We start from the raw sequence: 24,504 nt of genomic DNA on the forward strand, positions 1-24,504 counted from the left end.
CCCCCACCGTGGGAGCGGGCTTGCCCCGCGATGCTTTCTAGCCTGGATCGCGGAAGTCTGGATGGAAATCAGCCGGAACCGCCACGCTGATACTGTCGCGCGTAGCGATATCAATGCCTTCACTGGCCACTTCCGCGAGGAAGTCGATCTGTTCCGGGGTAATCACATAGGGCGGCAGGAAGTACACCACGCTACCCAGCGGGCGTAGCAGGGCGCCGCGCGTCAGGGCGTGCTCGAAGACTTTCAGGCCACGACGCTCCTGCCAGGGGTAGGCGCTCTTGCTGGCTTTGTCCTGGACCATTTCGATCGCCAGGGCCATGCCGGTCTGGCGTACTTCCGCTACATGCGGGTGGTCGGCCAGGTGCGCGGTGGCGCTGGCCATGCGCTGAGCCAGGGCCTTGTTGTTGTCGATGACGTTGTCCTGCTCGAAGATGTCCAGGGTCGCTAGCGCCGCCGCACAGGCCAGCGGGTTGCCGGTGTAACTGTGCGAGTGGAGAAAGGCGCGCAGGGTCGAGTAGTCGTCGTAGAAGGCGTTGTACACCTCGTCAGTGGTCAGGCACGCCGCCAGTGGCAGGTAGCCGCCGGTGAGGGCTTTGGACAGGCACAGGAAGTCGGGGCGGATAGCGGCCTGTTCACAGGCGAACATCGTCCCGGTGCGGCCGAAGCCGACGGCGATCTCGTCATGGATCAGGTGCACACCATAGCGGTCGCAAGCCTCGCGCAAGAGCTTGAGGTATACCGGGTGGTACATGCGCATGCCGCCGGCACCCTGGATCAGCGGCTCGACGATCACCGCCGCGAGGGTTCCATGGTGTTCGGCCAGGGTCTGCTCCATGGCCGCGAACATCGTGCGCGAATGGTCTTCCCAGCTCACGCCCTCCGGGCGCAGGTAGCAGTCCGGGCTTGGCACTTTGATGGTGTCCAGCAGCAGCGCCTTGTAGGTTTCGGTAAACAGCGGCACATCGCCCACCGACATCGCCGCGATGGTCTCGCCGTGGTAGCTGTTGCTCAGGGTGACGAAGCGCTTCTTCTCTGGCAGGCCTTTGTTGAGCCAGTAATGGAAGCTCATTTTTAACGCCACTTCGATGCAGGACGACCCATTATCGGCGTAGAAGCACCGGGTTAGCCCGTCGGGCGTGATCTGCACCAGGCGCTCGGACAGCTCGATCACCGGTTGGTGGCTGAAGCCTGCGAGGATCACATGCTCAAGCTGGTCGACCTGATCCTTGATGCGCTGGTTGATCCGCGGGTTGGCATGGCCGAAGACGTTGACCCACCAGGAGCTGACCGCATCGAGATAACGCTTGCCTTCGAAGTCTTCCAGCCACACCCCTTCACCACGCTTGATTGGAATCAGCGGCAGTTGTTCATGGTCTTTCATTTGGGTGCAGGGGTGCCACAGGACCTTCAGGTCACGTTGCATCCACTGTTGGTTAAGGCCCATTTCTATTCTCCTGGCGACGACAGCGCGGACATGCGGCGCAAGCCTATGCAAAGCGCCGGTCGAGGACAACCCGTGGCATGCAATCAGCCTGCAGGCGGCTGGCGGGGGGACTTGGCCTCGCGTATTCTTCGGCTACTCTTTCCAGGGGGAATCCCCCCATCTTTCTGCTTTGATCCGGAGTTCGCCAACATGTCTGCTGGGTGGCTGCGCGCCTGTGCGCTGGTAATGATAGGACTGTTCAGCGGTGCCGCGCTGGCCAAGGACAAAACCCCGACGGCGATCGTCGTCGGGGGCGGTCTGGCTGGCCTGACCGCCGCTTATGAATTGCAGGGCAAGGGCTGGCAGGTGACCCTGCTCGAAGCCAAGTCGGGTATGGGTGGACGATCGGGCCTGGCCACCAGCGAATGGATCGGCAACAGCAAGGCCCAGCCGATCCTCAACCAGTACCTCGACACCTTCAAGATCAGTACCCTGCCGGCACCGGAGTTCGTCCGAATGCCGGGTTACCTTATCGACGGCGAGTATTTCAGCTCGTCGGATCTGGCGACCAAGCAACCGGCCACCGCCGAGGCGCTCAAGCGCTATGAAAAGACCCTCGACGACCTGGCGCGCTCGATTGACGATCCGCAGAACCCGGCGGCCAACAGCACTTTGTTCGCGCTCGACCAACTGAACGTGTCCAGCTGGCTGGACAAACTGCAGCTGCCAACCACCGCGCGTCAGTTGATCAACCAACAGATCCGTACGCGCTACGACGAGCCATCGCGCCTGTCGCTGCTCTATTTCGCCCAGCAAACCCGTGTTTACCGTGGTGTCAGCGACCGCGACTTGCGCGCCGCACGCCTGCCAGGCGGTAGCCCGGTGTTGGCCCAGGCGTTCGTCAAACAGCTGAAGACTATCAAGACCAGCTCGCCGGTCAGTGCCATTACCCAGGACAAGGACGGCGTCACCGTCAAAGTCGGCAGCGTCGCATATCAGGCTGATTACGTGGTCCTGGCCGTGCCGCTACGCGCGCTGGCGAAGATCCAGATGACCCCGGGCCTGGACACCAAGCACCTGGCGGCGCTCAAGGGCACCAACTATGGCTGGCGCGACCAGCTGTTGCTCAAGTTCAAGCACCCGGTGTGGGAGAGCCGCGCGCGGATGTCCGGCGAAATCTTCAGCAACACTGGCCTTGGCATGCTGTGGATCGAGCCGGCGCTCAAAGGTGGGGCCAACGTGGTGATCAACCTGTCGGGTGACAATGCACGCCTGCTGCAGGCCTTCGGCGACAAGCAGATGGTCGACCAGGTGTTGATCCGCATGCATGCGTTCTATCCACAGGCTCGCGGTGCCTTCACCGGTTACGAAGTACGCCGTTACAGCACCGACGCCAACATGGGCGGTGCCTACCTGGCCTATGGCCCGGGACAGATCAGTAAATTCTGGCGTCTTTGGGAGCGCCCGGTGCAGCGTATCGCCTTTGCCGGCGAGCACACCGACGTCCTCTACCCGGGCACCCTGGAAGGCGCCCTGCGCAGCGGTCAGCGTGCGGCCAGCCAGGTCCAGGACTTGGCGGCGGGCAAGTCCTTTGACCCCGTCAAGGCTGTGCCGGTAGCTGCCGCAGCCGCCACTGCAGCGGCGGCCAGCAAGGGCAATTTCTTCTCCAATCTGTTTGGAGGCTCGTCCGACAAGCCGGCCAAGGCGGCAGAGCCTGTGAAGAAGGAAGAAAGTAAACCAGGTTTCTTCTCGCGGATGTTCGGTGGTGGCGACAAGCCTGCCGAACAACCAGCGGCCAAACCTGCAGAAGCCGCCCCGGCCCCGGCTGCAGCACCTGCGCCAGCAGTGGCTCCAGTTGCCAAGGAAGAGCCAGTCAAGCCAGCACCGGTCAAGGCGGTACCCGCCAAGGCAGCGGTCAAGCAAGCACCGGTGAAAAAGCCCGTAGCCAAGGCTGATCAGGCGAAGAAGACCGCAGCGCAACCTGTACCGGCCAAGAAGCCAGTAGCCAACGTACAGGCTAAGGCGCAGTAAATGCGCTGAACTCATCGCGGGGCACGCCAGCTCTCACAGCCTGAGAGAGCGGGCTTGCCCCGCGATGCTCCGCAAAATCGGTACACCTTCCCCCTCAGTTAATGTTTCCTTAATAGCGGTGCTAGACACTATCAATCGTTTTTCTCGATATTTCGAAGCGAAATTTTTCGCTTTTATTCGATAGATAACTCGTTAGTCTTGAGCACAGTTCTTACAGGGAAACACGGCAATGCAACTGCGCAATTCATCTTCTCGCTATGGCCTGGTCAGCATCGTCATGCACTGGGGTGTGGCACTGGCAGTTTTCGGACTGTTCGCGCTTGGCCTGTGGATGATGGGCCTGGACTACTACAGCCCGTGGCGCAAGGACGCCCCTGACCTGCACAAGAGTATCGGCCTGGTGTTGTTGGCAGTCATGCTGGCACGCGTGGCCTGGCGCTTCATCAGCCCACCACCACCTGCGCTGCCTAACCACGGCAAACTGACACGCGCAGCCTCCAAGGCCGGGCACGGCCTGCTTTACTTCGGTCTGTTCGCGGTGATGATCGCCGGTTACCTGATATCCACCGCCGATGGCGTGGGCATCCCGGTGTTCGGACTTTTCGAGGTACCTGCGCTGGTCAGCAACTTGCCCGACCAGGCAGACGTCGCCGGTGAGATCCATTTCTACCTGGCCTGGGGCCTGGTGATTTTTTCTGGCCTGCATGGCCTGGCAGCCCTGAAACACCACTTTATCGACCGTGACGCGACCCTCACTCGCATGCTGGGCCGCAAAGCTTGATGTTCAACCTCCACTCCAAAGGGATATAGACGCATGTTGAAAAAGACTTTTGCCGCTCTGGCGCTCGGTACCGCACTGCTCTCGGCCGGTCAGGCCATGGCTGCAGACTACAAGATCGACAAGGAAGGCCAGCATGCCTTCGTTGACTGGAAGATCAGCCACCTGGGCTACAGCTTCATCCACGGCACCTTCAAGGACTTCGACGGTTCTTTCAGCTGGGATGCAGCAAAGCCTGAAGCCAGCAAGATCGCTGTCGACCTGAAAACCGCCAGCCTGTGGTCCAACCACGCCGAGCGTGACAAGCACATCGCCAGCAAAGACTTCCTCGATGTGAAAAAGTACCCAGAGGCCAAGTTCGTCTCTACCAGCGTCAAGCCGACCGGCGAGAAAACCGCTGACGTGACCGGCGACCTGACCATGCACGGCGTGACCAAGCCGGTAACGTTCAAGGCCACCTTCAACGGCGAAGGCCAGGATCCATGGGGCGGTGAGCGTGCCGGTTTCGACGCCAACACTACCCTGAACCTGAATGACTTCGGTATCAAGGGGCCGGGCCCAACCTCGCAGACCCTGGTTCTGAACATCTCGATCGAAGGCATCAAGCAGAAGTAATTGTTGCCACGGCAACAAAAACGCCGCCCCTAGGGGCGGCGTTTTTGTGTCTGCATGACTGAATCAGCGATTACGCGTCAGCAGTGCAGGCTTTTCGCCACGCGGACGGCTTGGCAGTTGCTCAAGCTGTTCGGCAGTCGGGAAACGGTCGATCTTCGACTCTTTGTGCATGATCTTCGGTTGCGGCTGGCTTTCACGTGGGTTGCGCACGGCCGGTTCGCTCGATTGATTGTCACTGTTTGGACGGCGATTGCGGGCACCACCATCACGGCGTTGCTGACCGCCGCCACCACTGCGCGAACCACCGCGTTTTTCGCCGCTGGCCGAGCCGCCTGTACCCGTACGTGGGCCATTGTTGCGGCCTTGGCCGCCACCGCTACGTTGCTGGCCAGTAGTGCCGGCACCGCTCTGGGCTGGTGCGCCAGGGCGACGGTTGCGGCCCTGGTTGCCCTTGTTCTGGTAAGGGCTGACGTAGTCGGCGCGGTTGCCGAAGTTGTCCACGTCGTCATCCAGGAACTCTTCCGGATCACGTTTGGCTTGTCCCGCTGGGGTGCCTGCTTGAGTGGACTGGGGCTGGCGTGGCTTTTGGTTGTCGCGTGGTTTGCGTTCCTGACGGCCACCGGCAGATTTCTCTGCGGTTTTTTCCTTGTCTTTCTCGCGACCTTTTTCCTTGCCTTGATCCTTGCCTTTGTCCTTGCGTCCGCCGTTGCCAGTGTTGCTGCCGTCAGCACGTTGGCCACGGCCACCACGTGGGTTGTTTTGCGGACGTTCGCGGACTTCAGGCTTTTCGGCTTCAACCTTGGAGGCATCAAAGCCCATCAGGTCGCCATCCGGGATCTTCTGGCGGGTGACACGCTCGATGCTCTTGAGCAGCTTTTCTTCATCCGGGGCGACCAGCGAGATCGCCTCACCCGAGCGACCGGCGCGGCCAGTACGGCCGATACGGTGCACATAATCTTCTTCGACGTTGGGCAGCTCGAAGTTGACCACGTGGGGCAGTTGGTCGATGTCCAGGCCGCGGGCGGCGATATCGGTGGCAACCATGATGCGCACGGTGCCGGCCTTGAAGTCGGCCAGGGCTTTGGTGCGGGCATTCTGGCTCTTGTTGCCATGGATTGCGGCGGCGCTCAGGCCGTGCTTTTCCAGGTACTCGGCCAGGCGGTTGGCGCCGTGCTTGGTGCGGGTGAAGACCAGCACTTGTTCCCAGGCGCCGGTGGTGATCAGGTGGGCCAGCAGGGCGCGCTTATGGCTGGCCTGCAGGCGGTAGACACGCTGCTCGATCCGCTCGACCGTGGTGTTCGGCGGGGTAACCTCGATGCGCTCGGGGTTGTGCAGCAACTTGTCGGCAAGGTCGGTGATGTCCTTGGAGAAGGTTGCCGAGAACAGCAGGTTCTGACGCTTGGCTGGCAGCCGTGCGAGGACCTTCTTCACGTCGTGGATGAAGCCCATGTCGAGCATGCGGTCGGCTTCGTCCAACACCAGGGTTTCGACGTGGGAGAGGTCGACGCTGCCTTGGCCAGCGAGGTCGAGCAGGCGGCCCGGGCAGGCCACCAGCACATCAACACCACGGGACATGGCTTGAACCTGCGGGTTCATGCCGACGCCACCGAAGATGCAGGCGCTGACGAACTTGAGGTCGCGGGCATAGACCTTGAAGCTGTCATGCACCTGGGCGGCCAGTTCACGTGTCGGGGTCAACACCAGGACCCGCGGCTGGCGAGGGCCATGACGCTGCGATTTGTCTGGGTGACCACCTGGAAACAGGCGCTCAAGGATCGGCAGGGCGAAACCACCGGTTTTACCAGTACCTGTCTGGGCGGCAACCATCAGGTCGCGACCTTGCAACACGGCGGGAATGGCCCGCTGTTGCACCGGAGTGGGCTGGGTATAGCCAGCAGCCTCGATGGCGCTGACTAGAGCCTCGGAGAGACCGAGGGAAGCAAAGGACATGAGTAATCCTGTTCTTAGTGGGGGCTAAGCCCGATGGGATAATCTTGCCTGGCGCGATGGGCATCGGGTGATGCTATCGCGTCCGGTCCAGCAGGGCCTTCAATGCGCATCCGGAGTATGGCGGGCGGGCTCTTGGCCGCGCTGTCCTGCCGGTCGGGATGCCTTTTGCAAGGTCGAGCGTCCGGGCGTAAGCCTGGCGGGAAGGCCCGAGTATAACAGAGCAATCAGGGTGTGCTGCGTTCCTGCTGCTCAACGGTGGTTCGAAAGTTTTCGCCGATGCCAGCATAGCGAGCGTTCAAGGCCGCATAAGCGGGTTCTTGTTTGAAACGCCGCAGTTCGGCAGCGAAGCGTTGCATCAGCAAGTCCCTGCCCGCATTACGACGTACCGCCAGGTATTGGCTCTGGCGGCTGACCACCAACGGCAGTTCGCTGATTTCCTGCTCCAGGCCCAGGTTTTTACTGAGGTAGCGACCGACGCGGCGGTCGGTGATCAGCAAGTCGATGCGTCCACGCTGCAGTTTGCCGAAGTTGGCTTCATGGGTCGGGGCCGGTTCGCGGGTGAACAGTGGCGACTCGCTGAACGCCGGTGCGTAGGCATAGCCAGGCGAGGTGCCAACGGTCAGGCCGCGCAGGTCTTGCAGGCTGTTTACCGAATGGGGCCGGGCATTGGCGTAGAACAGGACGAATTCCACCTCCGACAGCGGCTCGTTGGGGTAGACGAGCTGATTGGCGCGTTGTTCGGTCAGGAAGATATCCAGGATGCCATCCGCCAGACCTTGGTCGATCATGGCCAGGCAGCGCTTCCAGGGCAGGAACTGCCAGTCCACCTCCACGCCCAGGCGCTTGAACACTTCGACGGTGACTTCGTAGTCGATGCCTTTGGCCTGCCCGTTCTCCAAGTACACATAGGGTGCCCAGGGTTCGGTAACGATACGCAGTTTCTCGCCATGGGCAAAAGCACTCAGGCAAGCGAGCAGCAGGGCGGTCAGCAGGCGAGTGAAATCAGGCATGGCTGGAGATTACGACGTGCGCACGGCTATGGCTAGTAGACGTGCGCATTGCGCTTGCCGGGTATTCAGCGTTGTGATCGGTTTATCAGTGAATCACGAACAGTACCGTGCTTGCTGCCCAGGCTCAGGCGCATGCCGGGACGTTTGAACCACTGCTGCAGTTTGTCGTGGCACAGCGGGCGTGGGTGACGGGCATTGGCGTTTTCCAGGGCCTTGTCCCACCAGGCGGGGGCGCAGGCACGATCGAACTCGTTGGCATACTCATAGCAGCCGTACATCAATTCACGCAGGAACTGCCGCTGCTCGCTCGGCAGGGTCAGGCTCAGCGCCTTGTAGCCCAGGCGATGCAGGACAGGCGGTTTTGGCAACTGGGCGTTGACCAGGGGCACATCCTGCAGCGCCTGGCAGCTCAGCGGCGCGTGCTGGTGCTTGGCCAGCCAGGCCTGGACCTTGGCCCTGAACAGCTGTTTGCGACTCCAGTAGTGATGGAGCAGGTCCGTGCACTGGTTGACCTGCATCCGGCGATAGGCCGCCACGGCCAGGCAGAACTCTTCCAGGGTGTAAGCGCCGTTCGCATGGGGATAGTACTCATCCATCAAGGCGATGGAGTGATCGAGCAATGGCGCATCTTCTTGCATCAGGCCTATGACACCAGAGTTGAGCAGGTGCATGTGCCGGTCGGCCAGCCCGCGCGCTTCAAGCATGGCTGCCAGGCTCTGGTACAGCCGGCACTGCTTGTCGGCACCAAAGGTAGCGCCGATGGCATTGCACAGCAGGGTGCCCGGTTTGATGCGCCGGAACAGCTCCATGGGCGACTGGTGGAAGAAAGTATCGGTATCGATCAGTGCCGCCACCGGCGCGTTGGCCAGTACTTGACGCAAGACCACGTGCTTGCTGCGAAAGTGATAACCATAAGGCTGGTTCCAGGCTTCGCGGGTGGCGGCGTCCAATGGGTGGACGGTAACTGGAAGATGCTGGTAGGGCTCTGGGTTGTCGCTATAGACCTGGATGTCCAGGGCTTCGCCTGGCGTCTTGTGCAGGTTGGCCAGGGCGCTGACGATGCTGAACTGGGCTTCCTGATGATAGGTCTGGGGACCGAAGACCAGGTAAACCAGTTGCGGGCGAGACGTAGTATGTCCTTGAGGCATGAAGCACGATAGTCCGTCAGGTGGAGAGTGCAGAAAAGGCCTTAGCGTAAGCTAAGGCCTTTTCAGTATCCCATAGTAATTGTTACCAACGGTGTAGCACGTCGATCAACGGGGCAACTTGAGGTTGTTCCAGATCGCCAGGCTCGGATCGGCCTGGTTCAGGGTATAGAAGTGCAACCCTGGCGCACCGCCTTGCAGCAGTTGTTCGCACATGCGGGTGATGACTTCTTCGCCAAACGCCTGGATGCTCTTGACGTCATCGCCATAGGCTTCCAGCTGCTTGCGGATCCAGCGTGGGATCTCGGCACCGCAAGCGTCGGAGAATCGCGCCAGCTTGCTGTAGTTGGTGATCGGCATGATCCCCGGAACCACAGGAATATCCACACCCATCTGCTGCACGCGCTCGACGAAGTAGAAGTAGCTGTCGGCGTTGAAGAAGTACTGGGTGATGGCGCTGTCGGCGCCGGCGTTGGCCTTGCGCACGAAGTTGTTCAGGTCATCCTCGAAGTTGCGCGCCTGGGGGTGCATCTCCGGGTAGGCGGCGATTTCGATATGGAAGTGGTCACCGCTTTCCTGGCGGATGAACTCGACCAGCTCGTTGGCATAACGCAATTCGCCGCTGGCGATGCCCATGCCCGACGGCAGGTCACCGCGCAGGGCGACGATGCGCTGGATGCCGGCGGCCTTGTACTGGGTCAAAAGGCTGCGCAAGTCTTCCTTGCTGTCACCGACGCAGGACAGGTGCGGCGCGGCAGGGATCTTCACTTCGCTTTCCAGCTGCAGCACGGTGTTCAACGTGCGGTCACGGGTCGAGCCACCGGCACCGTAGGTGCAGGAGAAGAAATCCGGGTTGTAGCTGGCCAACTGACGGGCAGTGGCGAGCAGTTTTTCATGTCCAGCATCGGTCTTGGTCGGGAAGAACTCGAAGCTGTAACGACGTTCCTGAGACATGGCGAAATCCTGGTAAACCGATCAAGCAGGCCAGACCTGTGGCTGGCTTACAGAAAAAAGCCGGTGACGCTGGAAGCGTCACCAGCTTTGGCCCATCAGTAGCGGTAGGCGTGTGGCTTGAATGGCCCCTCGACAGTCACGCCGATGTATTCGGCCTGCTGTGGAGTCAGCTGGGTCACCACGCCGCCGAAGCCGCGGACCATTTCCAGGGCCACTTCTTCGTCGAGCTTCTTCGGCAGTACTTCAACGGTCAGGCGCTCGGCTTGCTGAGCGGCTGGCAGGTCGGCGTACTTCTGGCCGAACAGGAAGATCTGCGCCAGCACCTGGTTGGCGAAGGAGCCGTCCATGATGCGGCTTGGGTGGCCAGTGGCGTTACCCAGGTTCACCAGGCGGCCTTCGGCCAGCAGGATCAGGTAGTCGTCGTTTTGCGCGTCGAAATCGCCAGCGCCGGTACGGTGGATCTTGTGTACCTGTGGCTTGACCTCTTCCCATGCCCAGTTCTTGCGCATGAAAGCGGTGTCGATTTCATTGTCGAAGTGGCCGATGTTGCAGACTACGGCGCGCTTCTTCAGGGCTTTGAGCATGTTGGCATCGCAGACATTGACGTTGCCGGTGGTGGTCACGATCAGGTCGATCTTGCCCAGCAGTGCTTTGTCGATGCTCGCTTCGGTACCGTTGTTGATACCGTCGATGAACGGCGAAACCAGCTCGAAGCCGTCCATGCAGGCTTGCATGGCGCAGATCGGGTCGACTTCGGTGACCTTGACGATCATGCCTTCCTGACGCAGCGACTGGGCCGAGCCCTTGCCCACGTCACCGTAGCCGATGACCAGGGCTTGCTTGCCCGACAGCAGATGGTCGGTACCGCGCTTGATGGCATCGTTGAGGCTGTGACGGCAGCCGTATTTGTTGTCGTTCTTGCTCTTGGTGACCGAGTCGTTGACGTTGATGGCCGGGATTTTCAGCTCGCCCTTGGCCAGCATGTCCAGCAGGCGGTGAACGCCAGTGGTGGTTTCTTCGGTCACGCCGTGAACGCGGTCCAGCACAGCTGGGTATTTTTTGTGCAGCAGCTCGGTCAGGTCACCGCCGTCGTCGAGGATCATGTTGGCGTCCCATGGGGCGCCATCCTTGAGGATGGTTTGCTCCAGGCACCACTCGTACTCTTCTTCGGTCTCGCCTTTCCAGGCGAACACAGGGATGCCGGCGGCGGCGATGGAGGCCGCGGCCTGGTCCTGGGTGGAGAATATGTTGCAGGACGACCAGCGTACTTCGGCACCCAGGGCAACCAGGGTTTCGATCAGCACGGCAGTCTGGATGGTCATGTGGATGCAGCCGAGGATCTTGGCACCCTTGAGCGGTTGCTCTTGCAGGTACTTGCGGCGCAGGCCCATCAGTGCAGGCATTTCCGATTCGGCGATGATGGTTTCGCGACGGCCCCATGCAGCCAGGGAGATGTCAGCGACTTTGTAATCGGTAAAACCGGCAGGCGTGTTTACAGCGCTCATGAAGAGCCTCCATTCGTAGTGTGCGAATGGGCGCCGTTGTGCGTTTAGTGTCGCCAGGCAAGCCTGGCCAGACAACGCCCCATCCGAGCCTGACAGGTTGAACCTGCTGCAGCGCCCCTCGGACAGGTGGCGGGAACGGTATCAAGTGCAGATGACCGTTTTTCAAGCGATGGCGATTATAGCCGCGCCTGCGCATCTGCCCAAGGCTTTCTGTCGATTAATCGAGACCATAGTCGATGTTAAATGGAGGAGGGCGACAGGCTCTGCCATCATTACCTTCATCGAATGGCAAGACGCTCAGGAGTCGATATGAATTTTCACACCCGCAAATGGGTCAAGCCCGAAGACCTCAACCCCAATGGCACCCTGTTCGGCGGCAGCCTGCTGCGCTGGATCGATGAAGAGGCGGCGATCTATGCGATCGTCCAGTTGGGCAACCAGCGTGTGGTGACCAAGTACATCTCGGAGATCAACTTTGTCAGCGCCTCGCGCCAGGGCGACATTATCGAACTGGGTATCACTGCCACCGAGTTCGGCCGCACCTCGATCACCCTCAAGTGCGAAGTGCGCAACAAGATTACCCGCAAGAGCATCCTGACCGTGGACAAGATGGTCTTCGTCAACCTTGGCGAGGATGGATTGCCGGCGGCGCATGGGCGGACCGAGATCAAGTATGTCCAGGATCAGTTTCCGGATACCGCGGTGGAGTAAGAAAACATCGCGGGGCAAGCCGGGGACTTCCTTTATGTTTTACACCGGAGACATCGTTTCCACGGCGCTCGATTGTGCGCGACGTGGCGCCGAGGGAAATGCTTAGATAGTGGCTGGCCATTGATGACCCGACCTGCACTGCCAAGGACCTTCGCGTGTTAGCCACTTCCCTGGTTCTGGTTGCCGCACTGCTGCATGCAACCTGGAACACCCTGATCAAGTTCAGCGGCGAGCGCCTGCTGGTAATTGCCAGCATGGACGTGGTGGCGTTGCTGTTTGCACTGGTGATGGTCGCCTTCGTGCAGTTCCCGCCCGCCGAGGTCTGGCCGTGGTTGCTGGCTTCGGCACTGTTTGAACAGCTGTACCGGTTCCTGCTGATCCAGGCCTACCGCGTGGGCGACCTGGGGCTGGTCTATCCGCTGATGCGCGGCCTCTCACCGTTGGTGGTACTGGCACTGACGCTGACTTTTGCCGGCGAAACATTAAGCAGCCAGCAGATCATCGGCATTCTGCTGATACCCTGTGGCATGGCCTGTCTGCTCTGGCAAGGCGGTGGCGGCGACCGCCTGCCGTGGTCGATGCTGCCAGTGGTGGCCTTGATCGGGCTGTGCATCGGTTGCTACACCTGGTTCGATGGCCAGGCGATCCGGCTCTGGTCGCAGCCGTTGGACTATCTTGTCTGGTTGACGCTGCTCAGTGCCTGGCCGTTTCCGTTGCTGGCCAGTGTCGCCCGACGCGCGCCTTTCCTACTGTTCTGGCGCTTGCAATGGCGGCTCGGCTTGGCGGTAGGTTTATGCGTGCTGCTCAGCTATGCCCTGGTGCTCTGGGCCATGCAGCTGGGTTCGGTGGCCGAAGCTGCGGCGTTGCGTGAGGTCAGCGTGATACTGGTGGTGCTGTTCGGCATGCGCTACCTCAAAGAACCTTTTGGCCGACCCAGGCTCTTAGCCTGTGCCCTGGTGCTGATCGGCATGCTGATCATGAAACTTTGATGTTCCAACCGACAAGGACTTAGCCATGACCGTTGCTTTCTGGTGTGTATTGATTGCGTTGTTTCTGCCGATCCTGTGTACCAGCATCGCCAAGTTCGGCAGCGGACGTTTCAACCTGAAGCAGAACCACGATCCGCGGGCTTTTCTCGACAAGCTCGAAGGTCTGCCGCGTCGTGCCCATGCCGCCCAGTTGAACAGTTTCGAAGCCTTTCCAGCTTTTGCCGCGGCGGTGATCATCGCCGACATCGTCGGCAATGCCGAGCAGGTGACCCAGGATGTGCTGGCGGTGCTGTTCATCACCAGCCGCCTGCTCTACATCATTTGCTACCTGGCCGACTGGGCCGCCCTGCGTTCGCTGGTCTGGTTCGTCGGCCTGGGGCTGATTGTCTCGTTCTTTGTCGTCTCGGTCTGATTCAGGGCACCTTGGGCACTTCGGGCAGCGTCGCACCTTTGGGCCAGAGCAACCAGATCTGGCCCTGCTGCTTCATATCTCCGGCCAGCTTGCCCGCTTCGCTGCCGGTACCCCAGAACAAGTCGGCACGCACTTCACCGGTGATTGCACCGCCGGTGTCCTGGGCTGCAACCGGGCGCACCACGGGAGCACCGTCGGGACGGGTGGTGGATAGCCACAGCAGGCTGCCCAGCGGAATCACTTTGCGGTCAATGGCCACGCTGTAGCCTGCGGTGAGTGGCACGTTGAGTGAGCCGCGTGGGCCTTCGTTGCTGTCCGGGCGGGTACTGAAGAACACGTAGCTGGGGTTGCTTGCCAGCAGTTCGGGCACCCGCGTCGGGTTAGTCTGGGCCCAGGCATGAATGCTGCCCATGGTGACGTCTTCTTTTTTCAGCTGGCCCTGTTCGACCAACCAGCGCCCCACCGGGCGATAGGGGTGGCCGTTCTGGTCGGCGTAACCGACGCGCAGCTGGCGGCCGTTGTCGAGCTGGATCCGCCCGGAACCCTGGATCTGCAAGAACTGCAGGTCCATGGGGTCGGTCAGCCAGGCCAGTACAGGCGCAGGCACGCCTTGCTGGTTGATCACTTCAGCGCTGTCGTAGGGTTTGAGGGTGCGACCCTCCAGGCGGCCGCGCAGGCGTTTGCCCTTGAGTTCCGGATAAATGCTGTCCAAGGCCACCACGATCATGTCATCAGGCACGCCATAAACGGGTACATGAGCGTTGTCGGTCTTGGTCAGGCTGCCGGGGTAGACCGGTTCGTAGTACCCGGTAATCAGGCCGTTGGCGCTGTTTTCACCCGAGCGCATGCTGTACACATCCAGCTGGGTCTGGAGAAAGCTGCGTACCTGGGCGCTGTCACTGGGGACGCTGGTCGCGGCTGTACAGGTGTTGGCCCAGATGGCGTCGCGCTTGAGGCGCTCGCAGGCGCTGCGCCAGGCTTCGAAACCTGCCAGCAGGTCGCTGTCGCTAACCTGTGGCAGGTCTTTCCAGGTGCTGCTGACGTAGGTGGCCAATGCGTGAGGTTTGGGTTTTTCCGGGCCGCCGCCGTTGCAACCGGCGAGCAGCGCCAGTACCGAGAGCGACCATCCCAGATGGCGCAGGGAAAATTTCATGAACAGGGTTTCCTTGGCGGTTTGCCTGGGGCTCAGGTGTCCCGGCAATCCGTAGAGTTAATAAGGGTATTGGTCTTTGGCGATGAGGCGAGGATACTGGCCGCCTTTTTCCCGTGAGCCAAAGTTAACATGATGCTCAAGCGACTCTCTGTTGTAGTGCTGGCCTGCCTGACTCTGACCGCCTGCGGTGGTGTTGATCCCAACTCGCCACTGGGCCAGCGCAAGACCATTTTCAAACAGATGCTCAAGACCAGTGAAGACCTGGGCGGCATGCTGCGCGGGCGGCTGGCCTTTGACGGGCAGAAGTTTGCCGACGGCGCGATCAAGCTCGACAACTTGTCCCGTGAGCCCTGGAAGCATTTCCCGCAGGTTCGTGAGGACGACGAAACCAGTGCTCGGGCAGAGGTCTGGGAGAAACAGGTGCGGTTTCAGGACCTGGCCCGCCAACTGGAGACCGCTACCGGCGAGCTGGTAGCGGTCACGCGCACCCAGCCGTTGCAGGCTGCGGATCTGGCCGCGCCGACAGACAAGGTCGAAGCGGCGTGCAAAGCCTGTCATACCGAGTTTCGTAATCATTGACTACGCCATCGCGGGGCAACGCAATACCTCGGCTTACTTCTCGAGTGCGTCCAGTGCTTGCTGCAGTTCTTTCTTGGACTCGGCTAGCTTGTCCTTGCGCGTGTTGATCTTCTCGGCGTCGCCTTTTTTCATGGCCTTGTCCAGGTCCTTGGTGCGCTGTGTCACTTCGTGACGAGCGTCGAGCACTTTCTGTTCACGCTCTTTTTTCAAGCCAGCATCAGTGCAGTGCTCATTGACCTCACTCAGCGCTTTCTCAAGACCTGCTTTTTCGAAAGGGTTAATGGACTTGTCAATCTGTTGCTGGATGTCGACTTTCTTGGCAGCACAACCGGTCAGGCCATTCGCCTCCGGCGCAGCCTGTAACGAATCAGCAGCCAGACCAAATGCAGTCATCAGAACGAGCGAAGAGAACAGTTTCATGGGCGCCTCCATTCGGGGCATGGCAGTAAAAGTTGGGGGAAATCCTGCCCTGATTTCCTGAATTAAGGAACCCTCAGTAGGCTTTTCAGCTGTACTGCAGGAAAAACCTACATTTACAGGCGTTATTTCAGTGGTCGCTTTGGAATCCTTCGATGCCTTGGTCCAGCAGTTGCTCAGCCAGCGCCTGCACCTGCGGATGGCTGAAGAAGGCTAGTAGCTGCTCGGCACGTGCTGTTCCGACACCGGCCTCGCTGGACCACTGATCGGCAGTCCTGGCAGCCAGGGAATGCCAGTCAAGGCCCAGTTCAGCGCTGCGCGGCGCGGGTATTCCCAGGGCGTGCAGCCACTGCTGGAAGGGGCGTGCGCGAGCGCTTTCAAACCCCTGCAAGAGCCGCTCGGCGCTGGCTGCGCTGAAGCCGGGTAGTTGCCGTATCTGTTCGCTGGTCAATGCCAGCCAGTCGGCCAAGGTGCTGACTAAACCTGCCTGCACCAGGTTGCGCCAGGTCGCAACGCCTACTCGCGGCATATCCAGCCCCTGCTTGCCGCTGAGCCAGGTGAGCCGTGCGGTGAACTGCTCTTCGCAGCCGGGGCTGGCCTGCCAGCAGCTCAGCGGGTGAAATCGCCCGCTTGCAGGAGGATGCACCAACGGCCGATGAACGCTGCGATGCACCACGTGCTCCAGGCGCGGGATGGTCAGGCCGGCCAGACTGATCGCCACCTGGTCGCCCGGACGGATGTCCAGGGACTGCCAACGTGCCAATGAGCCCAGGCTGACTTGAGTAATGCGCCGGTCATCCAGCATGACCGACTGCAGCTGCAGCACCGGCGTGACCTTACCGGTGCGTCCGACCCTGAAGTGCACCTCGCGCACCTCGGCCATTGCCTGGGCGAAAGGGTGTTTCCAGGCTGCGATCCAGTAGGGCGCGTTAGCCCGCCAGCGCTCGGCGGGTGGGCGGCTGTCCTGACGTAGGATCACGCCGTCGGTGGCGAAGGGTAGCGGCGAGCGGTACCAGTGCTGGCGCCAGTGGGCGGCTTCGTCATGAGTAACGATGGCAACGCTGTAACGCTGGCTGTCAGGAAAACCCAGTTCTGCCAGCCTGGCCAGGCGCTCGGTCTGAGTGGTCGGGCCTTCGGGCCAATCCCAGACGAACAACCCGATGCCTGCACCTTGCTCGGCGCTCAGCTGCTTGCGCGCCATCAGTCCCGCCACTGTGCCGCGAACGTTTAGCCCTCCAGCAGCAGACTGCACATGGCCGTCGAGGCGCCAGTAAAGTTCGCCTTGCAGGGTGAGGTCGAGTGGCTGGGGCAGTTGTCGGGTTACGCCGCTGAGATAAGGTATGTGGCGGCTCCAGTCATGCCCCTGCACGCCATCACCACGGCTGAGCAGTTGCAGCAACTTGCCTTGTCGAAAGACCAGCGAGACAGCGACGCCATCCACCTTGGGTTGAATCCAGACGTTCTGTTTACCCTGCATCCACTGAGCCACTGCTTGATCGTCGGCCAGCTTCTCGACGCCAGTGTGCGTGATGGGATGGGCTATCGGGCCGCGGGCACTGGCTAGCGGGTTGTCGACATTCTTCAGGTTGAAGCAATCCTGGAGGTATTTCAGGCGCTGTCGGCTTTGGTCGTAGAGCTCATCTGGCACCAGCGATATGCCGAGACTATGGTAATGCTCATCCCACTTGGCCAGGGTCTCACGCAATTGGCCGGTCTTGTTGCGAGCACGGTCGATGGGCCAGGCAGGGCATTCCTCGGCGTGGGTTGTGGACAAGTAGAGTGCAACTAGAAGATAAACGAGCAGCTTGAGCAACATGGCCAGCATCCTTGCTTGGCAGTTCGGAATCCTCAGCCTAGGCAATTGGCGTTCAGGGCATCACCGTGAGTTGTCAGCCGATATGTCATGAAAAAACCCCTGCCGATCACTCGGCAGGGGTTTCTCTTGTCGCTTGCAGCTTAACGCTTACAGACCAGCAGCAGCGCGCAGGGCATCGACGCGGTCGGTGCGTTCCCAAGTGAAGGTGGTGAAGGTGTCGTCGCCGACATTCTTCTGCTGCGGGATACGGCCGAAGTGACCGTAGGCTGCAGTTTCCTGGTACATCGGGTGCAGCAGGTCGAGCATGGTGGTGATGGCGTACGGACGCAGGTCGAAGCACTCACGCACCAGCTGGACGATCTTGTCGTCGGAGATCTTGCCGGTGCCGAAGGTGTTAAGCGAGATGGACGTCGGCTGAGCTACGCCAATGGCGTAGGACACTTGGATCTCGCAACGCTCGGCGAGGCCTGCGGCGACAATGTTCTTGGCCACGTAACGACCGGCGTAAGCGGCAGAGCGGTCAACCTTGGATGGGTCCTTGCCGGAGAACGCGCCACCGCCGTGACGGGCCATGCCGCCGTAGCTGTCGACAATGATCTTGCGGCCGGTCAGGCCACAGTCACCCACTGGGCCGCCGATGATGAACTGGCCAGTCGGGTTGATGTGGAACTGGGTGTCCTTGTGCAGCAGCTCGGCAGGCAGGGTGTGCTTGACGATCAGCTCCATCACTGCTTCTTGCAGGTCTCTCTGCGAGACTTCAGGGTTGTGCTGGGTCGACAGGACCACGGCGTCGATGCCGACGACCTTGCCGCCTTCGTAACGGCAGGTGACCTGCGACTTGGCATCCGGGCGCAGCCACGGCAGCAGGCCGGACTTGCGTGCTTCGGCCTGGCGCTCGACCAGGCGGTGGGAGAAGCAGATCGGTGCTGGCATCAGCACGTCGGTTTCGTTGCTGGCATAGCCGAACATCAGGCCCTGGTCGCCAGCGCCCTGGTCTTCCGGCTTGCTGCGGTCAACGCCCTGGGCGATGTCTACCGATTGTTTGCCGATGATGTTCATCACTGCGCAGGTGGCGCCGTCGAAGCCGACGTCGGAGCTGTTGTAGCCGATGTCGACGATGACCTTGCGGACGATCTCTTCCAGGTCTACCCAGGCCGAGGTGGTGACTTCACCCGCGATGATCGCTACACCGGTTTTCACTAGGGTTTCGCAGGCCACGCGTGCGTATTTGTCCTGGGTGATGATGGCGTCCAGCACAGCGTCCGAAATCTGGTCGGCGATTTTGTCCGGATGCCCTTCAGACACGGACTCGGAGGTGAAAAGGGAGTATTCGCTCATCTCGACGGGTTCCTAAAATTTACCGATGTTGAGTGTCGCCAGCCGGCCGCTGAAAATGGCGGACCTGAATCTGGAAACCATTACGTAAGCCCACATACAGGCTGTCCCCGGGAGCCAGTCCCGCAGCGCTGGCCCAACGGGCCAGGTCGTCCTGCTCAAAGCCCAGCCAGATATCGCCACAGGCCTCTCTGGCCCAGCTCTGGTCGTGGCTGCACAACTCTGTTACCAACAGGCTGCCGCCTGCTTTCACACGGTTGGCCAGCTGCCGCAGGGCTTCGGCCGGGGCGCTGAAATGGTGCAGGACCATGTTCAGCACTACGCAGTCGGCTTCCACATCCGTTGCACTGAGTGCATCGGCCAACTGCAGGTTCACATTAGCCAGGCCTTCGCGATGACAGACCTGGCGCGCCAGCTCGAGCATGGTTGGGCTGTTGTCCAGCGCGGTGACCCGAACAAAACGCCGGGCCAGCTCGGGAAGAAATTCGCCATCGCCAGGGCCCACTTCAAGGGCGCTGGCGTCAGCGGCGAAGCTGAGTTTGTCGAGCAGCGCCAGGAGGCTTTCGCGGTATTGGGGCAGCCCGGCAATCAGGTCCTGCTGGGCACGAAATTTCTCTTCGACGCGCAGGAAGAAGTCCTGGCTAGTGGCAGCCCGGCGTTGCTGGACCTGGCCGATGCGCGCTTGCACTTCTTCCGCCAGGCTCAGCCCGTCGACCTCGTCGAGCAGCGCCGCATGCAGCTTGCCGCCTATGCGCAAGCCATCGGGCAGGGCGCGACGATAGAAAATCGCATTGCCTTCGCGCCGGGTCGCTACCAGCCCGGCCTGGGCCAGTACCTTGAGGTGGTGGCTCATGCCCGACTGGCCGATGGCGAAGATCTGCGCCAGTTCCAGCACGCCGAAAGAGTCGCTGGCCAGTGCCCGTAATACGTTCAGACGCAGCGGGTCGCCGCTGGCTTTGCACAGGGCGGCCAGGTCTTCGCTTTGCTCGGAACGGATTGCGGGCACAGGTAGGTTCATGGAGCGGCAGTCTAGTCAGGCCGTGGCAACGTCGCAAGAGCAATATCAAAAAGTTTTGATATTGCTCGATGGGCGGGGCAATTCGTCGCAGGGCGTACGACCGATCCTGCTGTTTGCCCGGGTTAACGCCTGATTCTTCTCTCAAACACAGGAAAATCATGCTGCATCGACCATCCGTCATTGCCCCCGGGCACGTGCCTGGGCGAAAATGGCCGCCTTTTTTCGTTTCATAATTAATTCAAGCCCCAGGAGATAAGCGATGCCCAGCCGTCGTGAGCGTGCCAACGCCATTCGTGCCCTCAGCATGGATGCCGTGCAAAAGGCCAACAGCGGCCACCCCGGTGCCCCTATGGGCATGGCGGATATCGCCGAGGTTCTTTGGCGCGACTATCTGAAACACAGCCCGAGTAACCCCAACTTCGCAGACCGTGACCGCTTCGTGCTGTCCAACGGTCACGGCTCGATGCTGATCTACTCGCTGCTGCACCTGACCGGCTATGACCTGTCGATCGACGATCTGAAAGCCTTCCGTCAGCTGCACAGCCGTACCCCGGGCCACCCGGAGCTCGGCTACACCCCAGGCGTCGAGACCACCACCGGTCCGCTCGGCCAGGGCCTGGCCAACGCCGTTGGCTTCGCCCTTGCCGAAAAGGTCATGGGTGCCCAGTTCAACCGCCCAGGCCATAACATCGTCGACCACCACACCTATGTGTTCCTGGGTGACGGTTGCATGATGGAAGGCATTTCCCACGAAGTCGCTTCGCTGGCCGGTACCCTGGGCCTGGGCAAGCTGATTGCCTTCTACGATGACAACGGCATCTCCATCGACGGTGAAGTCGAAGGCTGGTTCACCGACGACACGCCAAAGCGTTTCGAGTCGTACAACTGGCAGGTGATCCGCAATGTCGACGGCCACGATCCGCAAGAGATCAAGACCGCCATCGACACCGCCCGCAAGAGCGCGCAGCCGACCCTGATCTGCTGCAAGACCATCATTGGTTTTGGCTCGCCGAACAAGCAGGGCAAAGAAGACTGCCACGGTGCCCCGCTGGGTAACGACGAAATCGCCCTGGCCCGTAAAGAGCTGAAGTGGAACCACGGTCCGTTCGAAATCCCGGCTGACATCTACGCCGAGTGGGACGCCAAAGAAGCCGGCAAGGCTGTTGAAGCCGAGTGGGACAAGCGCTTTGCCGCCTACGCTGGTGCCTTCCCTGAACTGGCCAGCGAGCTGAAACGTCGTCTGAGCGGCGAGTTGCCGGCCGATTTCTCCGAGAAGGCGACTGCCTACATCGCTGAAGTCGCGGCCAAAGGCGAAACCATCGCCAGCCGTAAAGCCAGCCAGAATACCCTGAATGCCTTCGGCCCTCTGCTGCCAGAGTTCCTCGGCGGCTCGGCGGATCTTGCCGGCTCCAACCTGACCCTGTGGAAGGGTTGCAAGGGCATCAGCGCTGAAGATGCCAGCGGCAACTACATGTACTACGGCGTGCGCGAGTTCGGCATGACCGCGATCATGAACGGTGTTGCCCTGCACGGCGGCCTGGTGCCTTACGGCGCAACCTTCCTGATGTTCATGGAGTACGCCCGCAACGCCGTGCGTATGTCGGCGCTGATGAAGCAGCGAGTGATCCACGTCTACACCCACGACTCCATCGGTCTGGGCGAAGATGGCCCGACGCACCAGCCGATCGAGCAACTGACCTGCCTGCGCAGCACGCCGAACCTGGATACCTGGCGTCCAGCCGACGCCGTCGAATCGGCGGTGTCCTGGAAGCACGCGCTGGAGCGTAAGGACGGCCCGTCGGCGCTGATCTTCTCGCGTCAGAACCTGCAGCACCAAACCCGTGATGCTGGCCAGATCGCCGACATCAGCCGTGGTGGCTACGTGTTGAAAGACTGCGCAGGCGAGCCTGAACTGATCCTGATCGCCACCGGTTCCGAAGTGGGCCTGGCCGTTCAGGCCTTCGACAAGCTGACCGAGCAAGGCCGCAAGGCCCGCGTCGTTTCGATGCCGTGCACCAGCGTGTTCGATGCCCAGGACGCTGCCTACAAGCAGTCGGTACTGCCGCTGCAGGTCGGTGCGCGTATTGCTATCGAAGCGGCCCATGCCGACTTCTGGTACAAGTACGTCGGCCTCGAAGGTCGTGTTATCGGCATGACCACCTACGGCGAGTCGGCCCCGGCGGCTGCTTTGTTCGAAGAGTTCGGCTTCACCCTGGAGAACATCCTGGGGACTGCTGAAGAGCTGCTGGAAGACTGATTGCGTTGAGCGGTGTTGCCTGCATTCGCCGGCAACGCCGGCTCCTACGCGCGCGATCCCTGTAGGAGCCGGCGTTGCCGGCGAATGAGGCGACTCGAATCCCACAGGTTGCAGATAACGCTTCTGTTCCGTGAGCATCCCATGCCCCAACCGCGTCCTTACAAAGTTGCACTCAACGGCTACGGCCGTATCGGTCGTTGCGTCTTGCGCGCACTCTTTGAACGGGGGGCGAAGGCGGGCTTCGAAATCGTTGCACTGAACGACCTGGCCGATCAGGCCAGTCTCGAATACCTGACACGCTTCGACTCCACCCACGGGCGTTTTCCCGGTGAGGTGAAGGTCGATGGCGATTGTCTGCATATCAATGGCGACTGCGTGAAAGTCTTGCGCAGTGCCACCCCGGAAGGGATCGACTGGGCGGCGCTGGATGTCGATCTGGTGCTTGAGTGCTCTGGTGCCTACAACACACGTGCCGATGGCATGCGTTTTCTCGATGCCGGTGCGCCGCGGGTGCTGTTCTCCCAGCCGATGGCCAGTGAAGCAGACGTCGATGCAACGATTGTTTACGGCATCAACCAGAATTGCCTGGATGGCAGCGAGCGCCTGGTCTCCAACGCCTCCTGCACCACCAACTGCGGCGTGCCGCTGCTGCGGGTGCTGGACCAGGCCTTTGGCCTGGAGTACGTGTCGATCACCACGATCCACTCGGCGATGAATGATCAGCCGGTGATTGACGCCTATCACCACGAAGACCTGCGCCGTACCCGTTCGGCGTTCCAGTCGGTGATTCCGGTGTCTACCGGGCTGGCCCGCGGTATCGAGCGCCTGCTGCCGGAACTTGCCGGGCGAATTCAGGCCAAAGCCGTACGCGTGCCGACCGTCAACGTGTCGTGCCTGGACATCACCCTGCAGACCGCCTGCGATACCAGCGCAGTTGAGGTCAACCGGGTGTTGCGTGATGCGGCCCTGAGCGGACCGCTCAAGGGCTTGCTGGCCTACACTGAACTGCCGCACGCCAGTTGTGATTTCAACCATGACCCACATTCGGCGATCGTCGATGCCAGTCAGACCCGCGTTTCCGGCCCCCGGCTGGTCAACCTGCTGGCCTGGTTCGACAACGAATGGGGGTTTGCCAACCGTATGCTCGACGTTGCCGATCATTATCTGCACGTCGTCAATCAAACCCGCTCCACTTGTAAACAGCCCTGAAGGACTGCATTCATGACCGTGTTGAAGATGACCGACCTCGATCTGCAAGGTAAGCGCGTACTGATCCGCGAAGACCTCAACGTGCCTGTAAAGGACGGTGTGGTTGCCAGCGATGCGCGTATCCTCGCTTCGCTGCCGACCATCAAGCTGGCGCTGGAAAAGGGCGCGGCCGTGATGGTCTGTTCGCACCTGGGCCGCCCGATCGAAGGCGAGTTCTCTGCCGAGAACAGCCTCAAGCCGGTTGCCGACTACCTGAGCAAGGCCCTGGGCCGCGAAGTGCCGCTGGTTGCCGATTACCTGGACGGCGCCCCGGTCAAGGCCGGCGATATCGTGCTGTTCGAGAACGTGCGCTTTAACAAAGGCGAGAAGAAGAACGCCGACGAACTGGCGCAGAAGTACGCTGCCTTGTGCGACGTGTTTGTGATGGACGCATTTGGTACTGCTCACCGCGCCGAAGGCTCGACCCACGGTGTCGCCAAGTTCGCCAAAGTCGCTGCCGCAGGCCCGCTGCTGGCTGCCGAGCTGGATGCCTTGGGCAAGGCCCTGAAAGCCCCGGCCAAGCCGATGGCCGCCATCGTTGCTGGCTCCAAGGTCTCGACCAAGCTCGACGTACTGAACAGCCTGAGCCAGATCTGCGACCTGCTGATCGTCGGCGGTGGTATTGCCAACACTTTCCTGGCAGCTGCCGGTCACCCGGTCGGCAAATCGCTGTACGAGCCTGACCTGATCGACACCGCCAAGGCCATCGCCGCTAAGGTCAACGTACCGCTGCCAGTGGACGTAGTGGTTGCCAAGGAGTTCGCTGAAAGCGCAGCAGCCACCGTGAAGCTGGTGGCTGATGTTGCCGAAGACGACATGATCCTGGACATCGGCCCGCAAACCGCGGCCAACTTCGCCGAGCTGCTGAAGTCGTCCAAGACCATCCTGTGGAACGGCCCGGTTGGCGTGTTCGAGTTCGATCAGTTCGGTAACGGCACCAAGGTGCTGGCCAAGGCCATCGCTGAAAGCGCTGCGTTCTCCATCGCCGGTGGTGGCGATACTTTGGCCGCCATCGACAAATATGGCATTGCCGAGCAAATCTCCTACATTTCTACCGGTGGCGGTGCATTCCTCGAGTTCGTCGAGGGCAAGGTCCTGCCAGCGGTGGAAGTACTGGAACAACGGGCCAAGGCCTGATTCGCTCAACGCCTGGCAAAG

21 protein-coding genes and 1 riboswitch are annotated in these 24,504 nt (G+C 61.0%); of the genes, 10 read left to right on the plus strand and 11 right to left on the minus strand.

The genetic code is table 11. The features are described from left to right. Nucleotides 1–37 precede the first annotated feature (37 nt). Nucleotides 38–1,444: an adenosylmethionine--8-amino-7-oxononanoate transaminase gene (locus tag ACRESH_RS01565; RefSeq protein WP_431740279.1), complete on the minus strand. Its 1,407-nt coding sequence runs from the start codon at nt 1,442–1,444 to the stop codon at nt 38–40. A gap of 189 nt (nt 1,445–1,633) precedes the next feature. Between ACRESH_RS01565 and ACRESH_RS01570 the strand changes: the two genes are divergently transcribed. The 3 genes from ACRESH_RS01570 to ACRESH_RS01580 all read left to right on the plus strand — a co-directional run bounded on the left by ACRESH_RS01570 (nt 1,634) and on the right by ACRESH_RS01580 (nt 4,847). Beyond that, on the plus strand, nt 1,634–3,454 hold the full coding sequence (locus ACRESH_RS01570; protein WP_431740280.1) for an FAD-dependent oxidoreductase: 1,821 nt from the start codon (nt 1,634–1,636) through the stop codon (nt 3,452–3,454). 229 nt (nt 3,455–3,683) lie between these two features. Beyond that, complete coding sequence (locus ACRESH_RS01575) at nt 3,684–4,235, plus strand: cytochrome b (RefSeq protein ID WP_431740281.1); 552 nt, start codon at nt 3,684–3,686, stop codon at nt 4,233–4,235. A gap of 33 nt (nt 4,236–4,268) precedes the next feature. Then, nucleotides 4,269–4,847, plus strand: coding sequence for a YceI family protein (locus ACRESH_RS01580; RefSeq protein ID WP_431740282.1), 579 nt, complete (start codon nt 4,269–4,271; stop codon nt 4,845–4,847). Between the two features lie 63 nt (nt 4,848–4,910). Here the strand turns inward: ACRESH_RS01580 and ACRESH_RS01585 are convergent, their stop codons facing one another. From ACRESH_RS01585 to ahcY, 5 genes are all read right to left on the minus strand, one after another. Next, nucleotides 4,911–6,797, minus strand: coding sequence for a DEAD/DEAH box helicase (locus ACRESH_RS01585; RefSeq protein ID WP_431740283.1), 1,887 nt, complete (start codon nt 6,795–6,797; stop codon nt 4,911–4,913). A gap of 224 nt (nt 6,798–7,021) precedes the next feature. Then, nucleotides 7,022–7,807 (minus strand): substrate-binding periplasmic protein, encoded by a 786-nt coding sequence (locus tag ACRESH_RS01590; protein WP_431740284.1) that lies wholly within the window; start codon nt 7,805–7,807, stop codon nt 7,022–7,024. Between the two features lie 65 nt (nt 7,808–7,872). Beyond that, a complete protein-coding gene (locus ACRESH_RS01595; protein ID WP_431740285.1) occupies nt 7,873–8,955 on the minus strand; it encodes a hypothetical protein in 1,083 nt (360 codons plus the stop codon). Nucleotides 8,956–9,060: 105 nt separating this feature from the next. Further along, nucleotides 9,061–9,906: a methylenetetrahydrofolate reductase [NAD(P)H] gene (metF, locus tag ACRESH_RS01600; protein WP_431740286.1), complete on the minus strand. Its 846-nt coding sequence runs from the start codon at nt 9,904–9,906 to the stop codon at nt 9,061–9,063. Between the two features lie 95 nt (nt 9,907–10,001). Next, nucleotides 10,002–11,411 carry an adenosylhomocysteinase gene (gene ahcY, locus ACRESH_RS01605; protein WP_431740287.1) on the minus strand — a complete coding sequence of 470 codons (1,410 nt, stop codon included), beginning with the start codon at nt 11,409–11,411 and terminating at the stop codon, nt 10,002–10,004. Between the two features lie 21 nt (nt 11,412–11,432). Further along, nucleotides 11,433–11,537: riboswitch (S-adenosyl-L-homocysteine riboswitch) on the minus strand. Nucleotides 11,538–11,720: 183 nt separating this feature from the next. Between ahcY and ACRESH_RS01610 the strand changes: the two genes are divergently transcribed. The 3 genes from ACRESH_RS01610 to ACRESH_RS01620 all read left to right on the plus strand — a co-directional run bounded on the left by ACRESH_RS01610 (nt 11,721) and on the right by ACRESH_RS01620 (nt 13,523). Then, nucleotides 11,721–12,122 (plus strand): acyl-CoA thioesterase, encoded by a 402-nt coding sequence (locus tag ACRESH_RS01610; protein WP_136478480.1) that lies wholly within the window; start codon nt 11,721–11,723, stop codon nt 12,120–12,122. 155 nt (nt 12,123–12,277) lie between these two features. Beyond that, a complete protein-coding gene (locus tag ACRESH_RS01615; protein WP_431740288.1) occupies nt 12,278–13,111 on the plus strand; it encodes an EamA family transporter in 834 nt (277 codons plus the stop codon). 25 nt (nt 13,112–13,136) lie between these two features. After that, the gene (locus tag ACRESH_RS01620) at nt 13,137–13,523 is read left to right on the plus strand and encodes an MAPEG family protein (RefSeq protein ID WP_431740289.1); all 387 of its coding nucleotides are present in this window, start codon (nt 13,137–13,139) and stop codon (nt 13,521–13,523) included. Nucleotide 13,524: 1 nt separating this feature from the next. Here the strand turns inward: ACRESH_RS01620 and mltA are convergent, their stop codons facing one another. Beyond that, entirely contained in the window at nt 13,525–14,676 is a 1,152-nt protein-coding gene (gene mltA / locus ACRESH_RS01625) for a murein transglycosylase A (protein WP_431740290.1), read from the minus strand. Between the two features lie 129 nt (nt 14,677–14,805). On the opposite strand from mltA, the gene ACRESH_RS01630 reads away from it, so the two are divergent. After that, on the plus strand, nt 14,806–15,255 hold the full coding sequence (locus tag ACRESH_RS01630) for a c-type cytochrome (protein WP_431740291.1): 450 nt from the start codon (nt 14,806–14,808) through the stop codon (nt 15,253–15,255). 33 nt (nt 15,256–15,288) lie between these two features. Here ACRESH_RS01630 and ACRESH_RS01635 read toward each other — a convergent pair whose 3' ends face one another. The 4 genes from ACRESH_RS01635 to ACRESH_RS01650 form a co-directional block, all read right to left on the minus strand. Further along, on the minus strand, nt 15,289–15,675 hold the full coding sequence (locus ACRESH_RS01635; RefSeq protein ID WP_431740292.1) for a DUF1090 domain-containing protein: 387 nt from the start codon (nt 15,673–15,675) through the stop codon (nt 15,289–15,291). 127 nt (nt 15,676–15,802) lie between these two features. After that, on the minus strand, nt 15,803–17,488 hold the full coding sequence (gene ligB / locus ACRESH_RS01640; protein ID WP_431740293.1) for an NAD-dependent DNA ligase LigB: 1,686 nt from the start codon (nt 17,486–17,488) through the stop codon (nt 15,803–15,805). Nucleotides 17,489–17,635: 147 nt separating this feature from the next. Beyond that, entirely contained in the window at nt 17,636–18,826 is a 1,191-nt protein-coding gene (gene metK / locus ACRESH_RS01645; RefSeq protein WP_431740294.1) for a methionine adenosyltransferase, read from the minus strand. A gap of 19 nt (nt 18,827–18,845) precedes the next feature. Further along, entirely contained in the window at nt 18,846–19,841 is a 996-nt protein-coding gene (locus ACRESH_RS01650; protein ID WP_431740295.1) for an ArsR/SmtB family transcription factor, read from the minus strand. A gap of 259 nt (nt 19,842–20,100) precedes the next feature. Between ACRESH_RS01650 and tkt the strand changes: the two genes are divergently transcribed. The 3 genes from tkt (at nt 20,101) to ACRESH_RS01665 (ending at nt 24,483) form a co-directional block, all read left to right on the plus strand. Further along, nucleotides 20,101–22,098 (plus strand): transketolase, encoded by a 1,998-nt coding sequence (gene tkt / locus ACRESH_RS01655; protein WP_431740296.1) that lies wholly within the window; start codon nt 20,101–20,103, stop codon nt 22,096–22,098. A gap of 141 nt (nt 22,099–22,239) precedes the next feature. Then, nucleotides 22,240–23,307, plus strand: a complete 1,068-nt coding sequence (epd, locus tag ACRESH_RS01660) for an erythrose-4-phosphate dehydrogenase (protein ID WP_431740297.1) — start codon at nt 22,240–22,242, stop codon at nt 23,305–23,307. Between the two features lie 12 nt (nt 23,308–23,319). Continuing rightward, on the plus strand, nt 23,320–24,483 hold the full coding sequence (locus ACRESH_RS01665; protein WP_431740298.1) for a phosphoglycerate kinase: 1,164 nt from the start codon (nt 23,320–23,322) through the stop codon (nt 24,481–24,483). Nucleotides 24,484–24,504 lie beyond the last annotated feature (21 nt).

The organism is Pseudomonas sp., assembly GCF_050739775.1.
In the GTDB taxonomy this organism is placed as follows: Bacteria; Pseudomonadota; Gammaproteobacteria; order Pseudomonadales; family Pseudomonadaceae; genus Aquipseudomonas.